The sequence below is a fragment of the Shewanella sp. SW24 genome (assembly GCF_025653395.1).
In the GTDB taxonomy this organism is placed as follows: domain Bacteria; phylum Pseudomonadota; class Gammaproteobacteria; order Enterobacterales; family Shewanellaceae; genus Shewanella; species Shewanella oncorhynchi.
The window spans coordinates 21,650-34,141 of record NZ_JAKKSH010000010.1 but is presented as its reverse complement, the minus strand read 5'-3'; the positions used below and the strand labels follow the sequence as shown (position 1 = coordinate 34,141).

Sequence of the window (12,492 nt, the reverse complement as noted above, 5' to 3'; positions counted from 1 at the left end):
TATGCCAGCATTTGAATATAAGGCACTGGATGCCAAGGGGAAGCAGCTTAAGGGTGTGATTGAGGCGGATACCGCCAGACACGCCCGCAGCCAACTGCGCGATCAGCGCATGATGCCCTTGGAAATACTGCCTGTTACTGAAAAAGAAGCCAAAGCTAAGAGCAGCAGTTTTTCGTTTTTCAAACGTGGCATTTCAGTTGCTGAATTAGCTTTGATCACCCGCCAAATTGCGACCTTAGTGGCCGCGGGTTTACCGATTGAAGAATCCCTTAAAGCCGTTGGTCAGCAGTGCGAGAAAGATCGTCTCGCGAGCATGATCATGGCGGTACGTTCTCGGGTGGTGGAAGGTTATAGTCTGGCCGATTCCTTGGCTGAATTTCCGCATATTTTCGATGATTTATACCGTGCCATGGTGGCCTCGGGTGAAAAGTCCGGTCACTTAGAAGTGGTGCTTAATCGTCTGGCGGATTATACCGAGCGACGCCAACAGCTTAAATCTAAGCTGACCCAAGCCATGATTTATCCCTCGGTTTTGACCACAGTGGCGATAGGGGTGATTTCAATCCTGCTAGCAGCGGTTGTGCCTAAAGTGGTCGGACAGTTTGAGCACATGGGCGCTGAGCTTCCCGCCTCGACCCGATTTTTGATCTCGGCCTCTGACTTTGTTCAAAACTATGGTGTGTTTGTGGTTATCGCCCTCGTGCTGCTGTTCGCACTCTTTCGGCGCATGTTAAAGTCACCTGCGTTTCGGATGAAGTACGATAATTTTTTATTGAGCATGCCGGTTGTTGGCCGCGTGAGTAAGGGATTAAATACGGCGCGTTTTGCGCGGACGTTAAGTATCTTATCCGCCAGTTCAGTGCCTTTGCTCGATGGTATGCGTATCGCCAGTGAAGTGTTGCAGAATATGCGAGTGCGGGCCGCAGTTGACGATGCGACCGCACGCGTGCGGGAAGGAACTAGCTTAGGTGCAGCGTTGACTAATACTAAGTTGTTTCCGGCTATGATGTTATACATGATTGCGTCGGGCGAGAAGAGTGGTCAACTTGAGCAGATGTTAGAGCGGGCCGCCGATAACCAAGACAGGGAATTCGAAGGTAACGTCAACATAGCATTGGGTGTATTCGAGCCTATGCTGGTGGTCAGTATGGCGTGTGTTGTGCTCTTTATCGTGATGGCAATTTTGCAGCCAATTTTAGCCTTGAATAACTTGATTAGCGGTTAATTTTTGAATTTATGGATTATGACCAAGTCGATTGGCATAGGATTTTTTTAGGAGAAGTAGTCGATGCAAATGAACAAGAAACATCAAGGTTTTACCTTACTCGAAGTGATGGTTGTTATCGTGATTTTAGGGATTTTAGCCTCTATGGTTGTGCCTAACTTGATGGGTAACAAAGACAAGGCTGACCAACAAAAAGCCGTGTCTGACATAGTTGCACTCGAAAATGCCTTAGATATGTATAAGTTAGATAACGGTGTTTATCCATCGACCGAACAAGGCTTAGAAGCATTAGTGCAAAAGCCTACGATTTCGCCTGAGCCACGTAACTACCGTGAAGATGGTTATGTAAAACGTTTGCCAGAAGATCCATGGCGCAATAACTACCTGTTGTTAAGCCCTGGCGAAAACGGCAAGTTAGATATTTTCAGTGCAGGCCCCGATGGTCAACCAGGTACCGAAGATGACATCGGTAACTGGAATTTACAGAATTTCCAATAAGATGCTAAAGCTGCGTCACGCTGGTTTCACCTTAATGGAGGTGATGCTAGTGATTTTGTTGATGGGGCTCACGGCTGCGGCTGTGACTATGTCTATTGGCAATTCTGGGCCGCAACAGGCCTTAGATAGAACGGCGCGGCAGTTTATTGCGGCCACTGAAATGGTGCTTGATGAAACTGTTTTAAGTGGCCAGTTTATTGGTATTGTGATTGAGAAAACTAGTTATCAGTTTGTTTTTTATAAAGAAGGTAAGTGGGAGCCTTTGGATAAAGACAGACTCTTATCTGAAAAGCAAATGGAGCCAGGGGTTGTACTGAACTTAGTGCTCGATGGTTTACCTTTGGTACAAGAGGATGAGAAAGACGATTCTTGGTTTGAAGAACCGCTGATTGAACCCTCTGCCGATGATAAGAAGAAACACCCTGAGCCACAGGTCATGCTATTCCCGAGCGGTGAAATGAGCGCTTTTGAGCTGACGTTTATCGCTAAAACTAACAAAGGCCAGCAGGCCGAAACGTTAGTGGTCGGTGATGCACTGGGCAGATTAACCATAGGGCGCCCCGATGAAACGCGTTAAGGGCATGACCCTACTCGAAGTGATTGTGGCCCTTGCCGTATTTTCGATTGCGGCCGTGTCTATCACTAAAAGTTTGGGCGAGCAGATGGCAAACATGCCGATTCTGGAATCGCGCACTTTGGCACAGTGGGTGGCTGATAATCAGATGGTCGATGCCAGACTTGATCCACAGTTTCCTGAAATCGGTAAAAAAGAAGGTCAAGTTGAGCTCGCAGGAAAGGATTGGTATTGGCGTAAAGAAGTGGTGAAAACGACGGACGATAATTTTCGTATGATCCGCATAAGTGTGAGTGAAGACGAACGCTATCAGCGTATTGCCGCACAAGTGAGCAGTTATGTCCTTAAAACTAACTAGTGCGCAGCGGGGATTCACCCTGCTGGAAATGCTGATCGCCATCGCGATCTTCGCCATGATAGGTTTGGCTTCTAATGCGGTACTCAGCACAGTGCTGACTAACGATGAAGTGACGCGCGCGTTTTCAACTCGGCTTAAAGCTCTACAACAAGGTTTTGGTGCGATTGAGCGTGATCTCGCGCAAATGGTGGCGCGCACGCCAAGATTACTCGAAGGTGGTCGAGGTTCGACCGTCTTCCAAACGGGCAATGATATCTTAGATTCGGAATCAGAAGCCTTAGTGTTTTACCGTTTAGGCTGGTTAAATCCCGACGGTTTATTACCGCGAGGCAGCTTACAGTCGGTGGCGTATGTGGTGCATGAAGGGCGGCTGGAACGTTGGTATTTTCCTTATCCTGAGCCTGAATTTGGCGCCGAGCCGATTAAGACAGTGATTATCGACAAAGTGCTGTCGGTGGAATATTCCTTCTTTATGGAAGACAAGTGGGAGCGTAAAGTCGAGGCGACTAAGTTGCCTAAAGCGATCGCCATGGAGATTGAGATTGAAGGTTTAGGCAAGATCCAACGTAAGTTCTTGTTGCCGCTGGGTGCTGTTGCACCAGAAAAGTCTAAGGATGACGATAATAAAGACGAAAATCCTGACGATACGAACAAAGATAAAGACAAAGATGGAGATGGAGTCGATGATGGCTCGGGGAACGATCCTGGTGACGGTTCTGGTGATCCAGGTGATGGTGACCCTGAAGACGAGGGTCGCGAATGAGAACCCAATATCGGTCTAAACAGCGCGGTGTCGCACTGATAGTTGTGCTCTTGATAGTTGCCATGGTGGTGATCATCGCGACAAATATCACTGGCCGTAATCAGTTATCCATGCGTCGAACGTTGAACTTGGCCCAGTACGATCAAGCCTATTGGTATGCTATTTCTGCCGAAGAACTGGCGAAGAAGATTTTAAAACAAGATTTAGACGACTCGGAAGGTCGGGTCCACAGGCAACAATATTGGGCCATGGCCGATGTTGTGTTTCCGGCGGAATACGGTGAAATTGCTGGCAAGATCACTGATATGCGCGCCTGTTTTAACTTAAATGCCTTGTCTGTGACCACGAAAGAGGTGGAAAACAGTCAACCTAAGCTGCCGCTGGCGGCGAAGCAATATAAGGCCTTGTTGGTGAGTTTAGGGATGGACGACTTTAGTGCGGACCGTCTGACCCAGACCTTAAAAGATTATATCGACGAAGACACCACTGCTAGCCCTTATGGTGCCGAAGATGCGGAATACGAAGCGCGAAATGTGCCTTACCGTGCGGCCAATACGCTGATGAATCATCGCAGTGAATTACGGGCAGTGATGGGATACACCCAAGATATCTATTTGAAACTCTTGCCCTATGTATGCGTTATCCCAGGCAATGACAGGCAATTACTGAATGTGAATACCTTGGAAGTCGAGCAAGCGGCACTGTTAGCTGGCATGCTCGAAAATCAGATTTCGGTAGGCGAAGCAGAAAGTATCATCAACCAACGCCCCGGTGATGGCTTTGCCAAGATAGATGATTTTTATGAAAGCTCATCCATGGGATCGATCAAGTGGGAAGGTGCCATGAAGTCGAGCTTTGTCATCGATAGCCAATATTTTTTATTGGCCTCGGGGGCGAAGGTTGATAACGCCGTATTTAGAATGGAAAGTGTGCTCAAAAAGAGCGGCGGCAATAAAATGGAAGTGCTCACCCGTCAGTTTGGTGGCCAAAAATAATGGCAGTGCTCACCCGTCAGTGTTTGATGTTGGTGGACAAAAATAATGGCAGTGCTCACCCGGCAGGGTTTGATGTTGGTGGCCAAAAATAATGGAAGTGCTCACCCGGCAGAATCTGGTGGACAAAAATAATAGCAACGAGCTCAGTCACGCTTTCTTGACTGGGACTGGTGGAGAAAAACTGTGAGTGAACGGCTATTTATTCGCTTAGGCAGAACAGCAGAGCAAGCGTGCTCTTGGCTCGTTTGGTCGGAGCAAGAACAGGAAATTATCGCTTCTGGTGAGCTCGCCAATGCCCAAGGTTTGTCGACCTTAACCGAGCGTGCGGGCAATCGTCCCGTCGATGTGTTAGTGCCCGCCGCGGCAATGACACTCACTAGTGTGCATTTGCCCGAAAAAGGCCAACGCCAAGCCTTGAAAGCCTTGCCTTTTATGCTCGAAGAAGCCTTAGCCGATGATGTCGATGCCATGCATTTTACTGTTGGTCCACGTGACGGTGACGCCTTAAGTGTGGTCGCAGTGGCCCATGAGCAAATGCAGACTTGGTTGAGTTGTTTGACTGAAGCGGGTTTAAAAGTGAAGCGCATTGTGCCTGACTGTTTAGCCTTGCCATTGCAAGAGTGTCAATGGGCGGCAATGAATTTTGGCAATGAGCTATTGCTGCGTACCGGATTAGCTTCGGGCCAGAGCTTACCTCTGCCTTGGTTGCCAATTGCGTTAGAACAACTTAAGCCAGTGCAAGGTGAGGTCTCAGTTGCCAGTTATACCGAGATGCAACTCGAGGGTGTCGAGCTTAAGCTGCAGTCACTTGAGCTACCTATGTTAGTGTTAGCCCGCGGTATTTTGCATGCGCCAGTGAATTTACTGAGCGGCGTTTACACGCCGAAGCGTGAATACAGCAAACAGTTGATGATGTGGAAGAGTGCAGCCATCGTTATTGCCATCGCTTGTGTGCTGGCCTTAGTGAATAAAGGGCTGACTATACATCAAGTCAATGGTCAGGTTGCCGATCTTAAAGCCCAGAGTGAATCCATTTATCAGCAAGTGATCCCGGGAAATTCGCGCATTGTTAACCTACGTTCGCAGATGGAAAGTCAGTTACGTGCATTGCAGGGACAGGGTAGTGGTGCGGAGTTTTTTGCCATGCTCGATGGTTTACAGGATGCCTTTAAGCAAGTGCCTGAACTTAAACCTAATAGCTTAAGATTCGAAAGCGCTCGTAACGAGATCCGCATGCAAGTGAGTGCGAAAAATTACGCGCAGATCGAGAAGTTTAAAGAGATTGTCGGTCGTCGTTTTCAACTCGACGGCGGCACTATGAATAGCGGTGAAGAGCAAGTCACCAGTACCTTAACCTTGAGGAGCAAATAAGATGGATAATTTGCGGACTTGGTGGCAAGGGCTCGCATCGCGCGAGCAGCAATTAGTGGGCTTTTGCACGGTATTCTTAGTTATAGGTATTTTTTATTGGGGTGTTTGGACGCCGATTGCCAATGCTGAAGCCGATGCATTACGTAACCTCAATGCACAGCAACAGACGTTGAACTATGTAAAACAAACGGCGAATAAAATAGCGAGTCTTAAGCAGAACGGTGCTAAGCCAACTACGTCGGGCAGTTTAAGCTCAGTGGTTAACCAAACTGCGGGCAATTATGGGTTAGTGATTACTCGCATGCAACCCCAAGGCGATAAGATCCAAGTGTGGATGGACGATGTTCCTTTTGATGCCTTGTTAGGTTATTTGAGTGAGTTAGTGCAGAAGAAAGGACTTTCACTCGAAAGTGTTGATTTGGCTGAGGCCGATGTACCTGGCTATGTCAAAGTGAGACGTATCCAATTAGCGCAATAAATTAAGGTGTAGCTGTGAGTTTGATAAAAAAAGTCATCATAGGCGTACTGATTTATTTAATATTTTTAGTCGTTCTATTCCCCGCTAAGATTGCGATAGCATTAGCCCCATTGCCCGCGAATATCAGTGTTTCGGGTGTAAGTGGCAGTATTTGGTCTGGCAGCATAGAAACCTTAAGTATGCCGCAGCGTCAGGTAGAGCAAGTGCGTTGGGATCTGAGTCCTTGGGCGCTATTTTTAGGTAAAGTGAAAGTGGATTTTCAAGTGGGCAGCCGCGCAACACCTGTCAGTGCTAAGGGATTAATTTCTTGGTCTATGGGAGGCTTAAGTGCGCAGGGTTTACGTTTCGAAGCGCCAGATAGCTTTTTACTCGGCAATGCAAAACTGCCTTTTAAAACCGAAATATCCGGTGAAGTTAGCCTATTAGTCGAGACGTTAGAGCAAGGTAAGCCTTGGTGCGAGCAGCTGTCTGGTAAGCTGTTTTTGAATCAAACCAATGTTAAAAACCAGTTTGGCAACTATCCACTAGGCAATATCGAACTCGGCCTTAGTTGCGTTGATGGCAAAGCGCAATTAGCCACAGATGAAGCCAAGAACCAGCTTGGTATTGTTGGTACCTTACAGTTAGATGAAGGTAATATGGTGAAGGTTGAGGCTAAGATTAAAGAAACGGCAGAGCAACCAGAAGATATGCGTGAGTCGCTGAATATTTTAGGTAAGCGTGGTGCGGATGGCTATTTCCCTGTGGTATATCAGGGGCGGATCCCTGGGTTATAGCGCTGTTTTAGATGAGCACTTAAACTTAATGTGAGTGCTCAGATGTGAAGGCCGTAATGCGAGAGTTGCATTAAATGTCCGATCATAAAACAATGCGATGAATAGAAACGAAGGCACCTTAGGTGCCTTTTTTATAGTCTTTTTTATCGCGTTAGATCAGTCAGTAGTGAGTGATAGTCGGTAATCGCGGGGAAATCGTGAAAGACTTTGATTGGTTTTTTACTGTCTGGGTTAGCAATCCCCAATTGATGGCCCACGCCAGCAAGTTTAGCGGCCTTGAGTATGGCTTCGCTGTCGTCGATAAAGAGACAGCGACTTGGCTCAAGTTGAAACTTTTCAAACAAGGTGAGCCAGAATTGTGGGTGTTCCTTAGGGTAACCTGTCTCGTGGCTGGAGATCATGGCATCGAGCCCTGCGGCCAGCTCGGTATGTTCAAGCTTTAAGGCAAGACTCTTGGGATGCGCATTGGTCACTAAGATGCGCCGTTTACCCGCAGAGGCCAAGGCCGTTAAAAATGGCATGCTGTCTTGGCGCAGTTGAATACGATCCACTAAAGTGCGGTGCAAGCCCATAATGTCGAGCTGCAGTTGCTCCTGCCAATAATCGAGACAGTACCAATCGAGTGTGCCTACGACTTTCTCATAGGCATTCACAACTAATTGCTGCGCTTCGTTGTGGCTCACACCTTGTTGTCGACTCAATTCCTGCGGTACTAAATTCAGCCAAAAATGATTGTCGAAGTGCAAATCCAATAGGGTGCCATCCATATCGAGCAGAACCGTATCGATAGTCTTCCAGTTAAACATGGGTATTTCCTATTTTTGCAAAACTGAATCACGCTTAGCATTGATTGTTGCACTGCGTAATACTCAGTGATGACGATGATTCGAGTCACTTGTATGCTCAAATCTTTGTGCTAGTCTTGGATGATTAATTATTTTTAGTCTGAAAATTAAGCGGTTGGATATGGATATCTGTTCTTTTGCCCTATTAGCTCAAGTTTCAAACCCCCTTAGTTTACAGCAAGAGTTGAATGCTTTGCTGCAACAAGACTGGTTACCCCATGTAAATCAGCGTGATTATATGGGTGGTTGGGATGTTCTCGTCTTACGCTGTGCAGCAGAGTATCGCGGTGCTCATCCTATCTTGCAAGCCTTCTCAATTTCTACCGGTCAGCACTGGCAAGATTTGCCTCAACTCGAATCGAGCCCTGCGTTATGCCATTTTCTGCAATCTTTAGCCTGCCCAGTGAAATCCGTGCGTTTGATGCGCTTACATGCGGGGGCAGAAATCAAACCCCATAGAGATCAAGGACTCTGCCTAGAACAAGGCGAAGCAAGACTGCATTTGCCACTGCAAACGAATGAGCAACTCAACTTTTACGTGGACGATAAACGTGTACCCATGCAGGCCGGAGAGCTTTGGTATATCAATGCCGACCAAGTCCATTGGGTTGAAAATAAAGGGCAGGATGCGCGGATCAATTTAGTGATTGATTGCGAGGTCAATACTTGGTTAAGGGAGTTAATCGATGCTGCAAAAATCAGAGCTTGAATTAGGGCATAGTTTGGATGTAGCTGTATTAACGCATTTTGCTAATGCGCTACTACTGTCAACCTCAGCAGGGGAGTCTAAACGGCTCATCGATCCCATGTTGAAGCAGTTATGCCAAATAGCGGCAGTGGAGTTACACCCCGAGTCTTTTTTGGATACTGAGGCGAGCCATACGCCTTTTGGTAAGGCGGTGTCACTCACTACCGCGGCGCAGTGTGCCGAAGATCCCGAGCGGGGCCGAGTCTTTATACAAGGGATTTATCAAGCAATACAAGATCGTCTAAAGGCTCATCCCGGGCAGATTGTGAACATCCTATATGCGGGGACTGGACCTTTTGCTTGGTTATTATTACCTCTGCTGCCGTTATTTTCTGCGAGTCAAATTCAAGTGACCTTGCTCGACATTCATCAAGCCTCGTTAGATAAAGTCACTAAGCTTATTGAACGCTTTGATTTGGCTGATCGTGTGGTGGAGCGTGTCTGTGCGGATGCCACGCTTTGGCAGCCAAATACAGTCGTTAAGTTTGATGTGATTCTTTCCGAAACCATGAAGCACTTGTTGCAACAGGAGCCGCAAGTGCAAATTTTTACCCATTTACAGGCGTATCTTGCCGATGATGGTGTGCTCATCCCGCAAAATATTGAGTTAGACGCTTGGCTTGAGTGTCGTACTGTGCAGGATTTTGTGGAGACGCATTATTTAGGACCGTTATTCGCGCTCAACCTACAAACAGCACGCTTGCTTGCCAGTGGAGACCGCAGTTTCTTGGCTGGTACATTACTATTGCCCGATTTCAGCCCGAGTGTGGTAACGCTTAAGTTCACGACTTCCATTCAAGTCTATGGTAATTCCATGCTGAGCGAATACCAATCTCAACTCACTCTGCCTCGATATCGACGTGAACATTGGCTTAAGCCGCTCTCATGCCTTGCTTTTCGATATGAGCAGGGTACTCATCCCGATTTTGTGTTTGATGTTATAGAGCAAAAACCAGTGCTGGTGTCGAGTGACGATCTGAGCTGCTTAGGCATTTATCATTTGCAGCGGCTTTGGCAAAAGATACAACTACGCAAACGGGGAGTGCCATTCACTGAACTGGCTAATGAATGGCACTTAGATAAAACCTTGCTGGATCTTTGTGGAATAGGGCTAGAGCCGGGTCTAAGAGCTTTATATCAAAACGATCATCAGTCAGCTTTTGTTGCTTACATTCAGCAAATCGCCAAGCTGACAGCCGCGGATATTGCTGGGATTAATCAGCAATTAGGCGCTATTTCCCATGGATTAACGCCATCGGTCACAGTACCAGAAGTCGAAGACTTCAATTCAGCAGAGGTTGAAGACTCAAATCCGGTGGCAGTACTCAGTGAGTCACAACTCAATTTTTGGCAAAGTGAAGGCTACTTAATGATCCCGCAAGTACTCACGGCAGAGCAATGCGCCGCAACACGAGATTTTATTTGGCAGCAGTTAGGAGCCAATGAACAAGATCCCACCACTTGGTATCAACCTCATGAGTTTATGCAGAAAATCATGCTGCAACTGTTTCGCCATCCGCAACTGGATGCGAATCGACAAGTCCCCAAAATCCGTCAAGTGTTTGAACAGTTGTGGCAGCGAACTGATTTAGTCATGACAACCGATAGAGTCAGCTTTAATCCACCTGAAACGCCAACTTGGCATTTCCCCGGTCCGGATATGCACTGGGATATGCCGCTACAGCTACCCGTTAAGTTTGCGACTCAAGGGTTAATTTATTTAACCGATACCAGTGCCGAACAAGGCGCATTCTGTTGTGTCCCCGGATTTCATCTCAAGATAGAGGAGTGGCTTCTCGAACAGAACAAGTCTGATATTGAGCTTCAGCAACAGGATTGGCATCGCTGGCAAGTAAAACCTATAGCGGCTAAAGCAGGCGATTTAATCATTTGGCACCATGCCTTGCCCCACGGCGCCAGTCCTAATCGTGGGACGTTACCGCGTATGGTGCAATACATTAACTTTTACCCTATGGCTTCCTAATGGTTGATTTTAAAGAACAACAGCAACGCTATTGGCAATTGTTACATCAACCAGAGTCATTGTTTTTACTGCATCAAGCGAATGATGTTGAGCATTTTATTGCGCTGATGATGGATTTTCTTGCTTGGCCAGAGCTTAATTTGGAACACATGCTCGCATTTATTGCTTTGCAGCAAGATAGCTTTATTCCAGATTTAGATCGCTTCAGTCAAGCCTGGTTCCCTTGTCGTTATCACTCACAACATAAAACGGTGAGTTGGGTTCCGGCATTTCATAGGTTATCTAAACCCTTCTTAGAGGATGATATCAGTGATGCTCGTCGTTGTTTGCTCGCCAGTTTTATCCAACCTAAAACTTTGCTCGAACCCCTATTATCCCAACGCGAAAGTTTGCCTATCGTAAATCCAAGTTTGATGATTTTTCATTGGTCCCGTTGTGGTTCGACACTAGTGTCGAGCAGCTTTGCTCTGCTAGAAACTTGCCGAGTGCTCTCTGAACCTATGCTATGCAGCGATGTTATGCATGATGACCATTGGCCTTTGGAACTAAAACCTCAGCTCGTCGATTTATGCTTAAGACTACAGGGGCGATTGAGGCTGGGAGAGCGTGAGTTAGTGATCAAGTGGAATGCATGGGATCTGGCCTGCTGGCCCATGTTACTCGAACTTTACCCTAAGAGCCGAGTGTTATGCTTGATACGCAATCCTAAGCATATTATGTTTTCTCATCAACGAGTTGCTGGGAGACATATGGCTGGAGGGAAAAGTTTACTTCCAACTGAACTGCATACTCAACAGATGAAAAATACGGATACTGAGCCTAGCTTAGATGAATTTCGTACCACCGTCTTACAGCATTTTGCGCAATTATCTGCCGCTTTATACCAATCATCTCGAGCTATTCTACTTGATTATCATCAATTAAAAGATTTTAAACCCACAACATTCTCTACCATCTTAGGATGGCCATTATCTGAAGGTGAGATTGAGCGCTGGCAAAACCATTGGTGTTTTGATGCGAAACAGCAGGGGCAACTATTTACACCTGTTGTGTCAAATGAGCTCGTCCCACTCCGTGAATTTCAAAGCCCATCGTGGCAGCAATTATTAATGATCTATAACCAACTTTTACAGCGTTTATATTGGGATAAAAAGGCATGATGCTAGGTGAGTTAAATCTACCAATAGGCTTGAGTGTTAAAGCCGCTAATACAAACGATAGCTTATTTATGGCGCAGCTTTTTTATTCCACAAAAACGTTCTTTTATGAACTTGGTTTGTCCTGTGAAGTCGTTGAAACCATGCTGGAGCAACAATATCGACTGCAGGAGGCCTCTTATCGGGAACAATATCCAAATGCCAACACTTATATCTTGTTTTATCACCAGCAAGCCGTAGGGAAAGTGATGCTCGATATCAGTGAGTATAAAATCCATATTGTTGATTTAATTATTATACCTGGCATGAGAGGACAAGGTTTTGGCTCGGTCATTTTAGAGGCCATTAAGCAAGAAGCGCTGAAACGCCATTTACCTGTCGGTTTATCAGTGGAGGCGGAAAATACGCGAGCGAAGAAGCTTTACCTACAGCATGGATTCAAGTTTGAAAGTTGTTCTGAGACCCACGAGTTGATGCGATGGGATGGACTGACGTGAAAGCATTTACCTTGATTTTTTTGGGGCCAGATTGTGTTTATCAATTTTTAATGTATGTTTAATTGTAATTAACTTGTTTTATTTTTGGTTTATGTTATCTAGATAGTCCTTTCATCTTGTGATATGGATGATGTTGCAATCAGCAAAAGGAACTCGCTGTCGATTAAATGTCGTGAGTAATCATTTCGTTGAAAAACGTTACATAGACAAAATCGTGATTTTA

General features: G+C 46.3%; 14 protein-coding genes. 13 read left to right on the top strand and 1 reads right to left on the bottom strand.

Features of this window, described 5'->3' with window-relative positions:
• Position 1: 1 nt before the first annotated feature.
• The 9 genes from gspF (at position 2) to L5M17_RS10045 (ending at position 7,038) form a co-directional block, all read left to right on the top strand.
• Entirely contained in the window at positions 2-1,225 is a 1,224-nt protein-coding gene (gspF, locus tag L5M17_RS10085; RefSeq protein ID WP_263147061.1) for a type II secretion system inner membrane protein GspF, read from the top strand.
• Between the two features lie 63 nt (positions 1,226-1,288).
• Entirely contained in the window at positions 1,289-1,723 is a 435-nt protein-coding gene (gspG, locus tag L5M17_RS10080; protein ID WP_105250996.1) for a type II secretion system major pseudopilin GspG, read from the top strand.
• A gap of 1 nt (position 1,724) precedes the next feature.
• On the top strand, positions 1,725-2,300 hold the full coding sequence (gene gspH, locus L5M17_RS10075) for a type II secretion system minor pseudopilin GspH (RefSeq protein ID WP_113941577.1): 576 nt from the start codon (positions 1,725-1,727) through the stop codon (positions 2,298-2,300).
• Positions 2,287-2,655 carry a type II secretion system minor pseudopilin GspI gene (gspI, locus tag L5M17_RS10070; protein WP_105250998.1) on the top strand — a complete coding sequence of 123 codons (369 nt, stop codon included), beginning with the start codon at positions 2,287-2,289 and terminating at the stop codon, positions 2,653-2,655. The genes gspH and gspI overlap by 14 nt, the downstream gene beginning before the upstream one ends.
• On the top strand, positions 2,636-3,418 hold the full coding sequence (gene gspJ, locus L5M17_RS10065; protein ID WP_105250999.1) for a type II secretion system minor pseudopilin GspJ: 783 nt from the start codon (positions 2,636-2,638) through the stop codon (positions 3,416-3,418). Before gspI ends, gspJ begins: the two co-directional genes overlap by 20 nt.
• Positions 3,415-4,413 carry a type II secretion system minor pseudopilin GspK gene (gene gspK / locus L5M17_RS10060; RefSeq protein ID WP_263147059.1) on the top strand — a complete coding sequence of 333 codons (999 nt, stop codon included), beginning with the start codon at positions 3,415-3,417 and terminating at the stop codon, positions 4,411-4,413. Before gspJ ends, gspK begins: the two co-directional genes overlap by 4 nt.
• 183 nt (positions 4,414-4,596) lie before the next feature.
• A complete protein-coding gene (gene gspL / locus L5M17_RS10055) occupies positions 4,597-5,784 on the top strand; it encodes a type II secretion system protein GspL (RefSeq protein ID WP_263147056.1) in 1,188 nt (395 codons plus the stop codon).
• Position 5,785: 1 nt separating this feature from the next.
• The gene (locus L5M17_RS10050; protein WP_131525232.1) at positions 5,786-6,262 is read left to right on the top strand and encodes a type II secretion system protein M; all 477 of its coding nucleotides are present in this window, start codon (positions 5,786-5,788) and stop codon (positions 6,260-6,262) included.
• A 14-nt stretch (positions 6,263-6,276) separates the two neighbouring features.
• Positions 6,277-7,038 (top strand): type II secretion system protein N, encoded by a 762-nt coding sequence (locus L5M17_RS10045; protein ID WP_219251742.1) that lies wholly within the window; start codon positions 6,277-6,279, stop codon positions 7,036-7,038.
• 143 nt (positions 7,039-7,181) lie between these two features.
• Here the strand turns inward: L5M17_RS10045 and yrfG are convergent, their stop codons facing one another.
• A complete protein-coding gene (gene yrfG, locus L5M17_RS10040; RefSeq protein WP_263147052.1) occupies positions 7,182-7,844 on the bottom strand; it encodes a GMP/IMP nucleotidase in 663 nt (220 codons plus the stop codon).
• Between the two features lie 160 nt (positions 7,845-8,004).
• Here yrfG and L5M17_RS10035 point away from each other — a divergent pair, with 160 nt between their 5' ends.
• From L5M17_RS10035 to L5M17_RS10020, 4 genes are read left to right on the top strand one after another with little or no spacing between them, the layout of a single operon-like run.
• Positions 8,005-8,592, top strand: a complete 588-nt coding sequence (locus L5M17_RS10035; protein WP_173242591.1) for an aspartyl/asparaginyl beta-hydroxylase domain-containing protein — start codon at positions 8,005-8,007, stop codon at positions 8,590-8,592.
• The gene (locus tag L5M17_RS10030) at positions 8,570-10,615 is read left to right on the top strand and encodes a phytanoyl-CoA dioxygenase family protein (protein WP_263147049.1); all 2,046 of its coding nucleotides are present in this window, start codon (positions 8,570-8,572) and stop codon (positions 10,613-10,615) included. The genes L5M17_RS10035 and L5M17_RS10030 overlap by 23 nt, the downstream gene beginning before the upstream one ends.
• Complete coding sequence (locus L5M17_RS10025; RefSeq protein WP_263147047.1) at positions 10,615-11,775, top strand: hypothetical protein; 1,161 nt, start codon at positions 10,615-10,617, stop codon at positions 11,773-11,775. The genes L5M17_RS10030 and L5M17_RS10025 overlap by 1 nt, the downstream gene beginning before the upstream one ends.
• Positions 11,772-12,269 (top strand): GNAT family N-acetyltransferase, encoded by a 498-nt coding sequence (locus L5M17_RS10020; RefSeq protein ID WP_263147045.1) that lies wholly within the window; start codon positions 11,772-11,774, stop codon positions 12,267-12,269. The genes L5M17_RS10025 and L5M17_RS10020 overlap by 4 nt, the downstream gene beginning before the upstream one ends.
• The last annotated feature ends 223 nt before the right edge of the window (positions 12,270-12,492 follow it).

What these genes read in the sequence shown, in the direction of transcription:
- gspF (WP_263147061.1), top strand. Translation starts at nt 2, where the DNA reads ATGCCAGCATTTGAATATAAGGCACTGGATGCCAAGGGGAAGCAGCTT.
- gspG (WP_105250996.1), top strand. Translation starts at nt 1,289, where the DNA reads ATGCAAATGAACAAGAAACATCAAGGTTTTACCTTACTCGAAGTGATG.
- gspH (WP_113941577.1), top strand. Translation starts at nt 1,725, where the DNA reads ATGCTAAAGCTGCGTCACGCTGGTTTCACCTTAATGGAGGTGATGCTA.
- gspI (WP_105250998.1), top strand. Translation starts at nt 2,287, where the DNA reads ATGAAACGCGTTAAGGGCATGACCCTACTCGAAGTGATTGTGGCCCTT.
- gspJ (WP_105250999.1), top strand. Translation starts at nt 2,636, where the DNA reads ATGTCCTTAAAACTAACTAGTGCGCAGCGGGGATTCACCCTGCTGGAA.
- gspK (WP_263147059.1), top strand. Translation starts at nt 3,415, where the DNA reads ATGAGAACCCAATATCGGTCTAAACAGCGCGGTGTCGCACTGATAGTT.
- L5M17_RS10050 (WP_131525232.1), top strand. Translation starts at nt 5,786, where the DNA reads ATGGATAATTTGCGGACTTGGTGGCAAGGGCTCGCATCGCGCGAGCAG.
- yrfG (WP_263147052.1), bottom strand. Translation starts at nt 7,844, where the DNA reads ATGTTTAACTGGAAGACTATCGATACGGTTCTGCTCGATATGGATGGC.
- L5M17_RS10035 (WP_173242591.1), top strand. Translation starts at nt 8,005, where the DNA reads ATGGATATCTGTTCTTTTGCCCTATTAGCTCAAGTTTCAAACCCCCTT.
- L5M17_RS10030 (WP_263147049.1), top strand. Translation starts at nt 8,570, where the DNA reads ATGCTGCAAAAATCAGAGCTTGAATTAGGGCATAGTTTGGATGTAGCT.
- L5M17_RS10025 (WP_263147047.1), top strand. Translation starts at nt 10,615, where the DNA reads ATGGTTGATTTTAAAGAACAACAGCAACGCTATTGGCAATTGTTACAT.
- L5M17_RS10020 (WP_263147045.1), top strand. Translation starts at nt 11,772, where the DNA reads ATGATGCTAGGTGAGTTAAATCTACCAATAGGCTTGAGTGTTAAAGCC.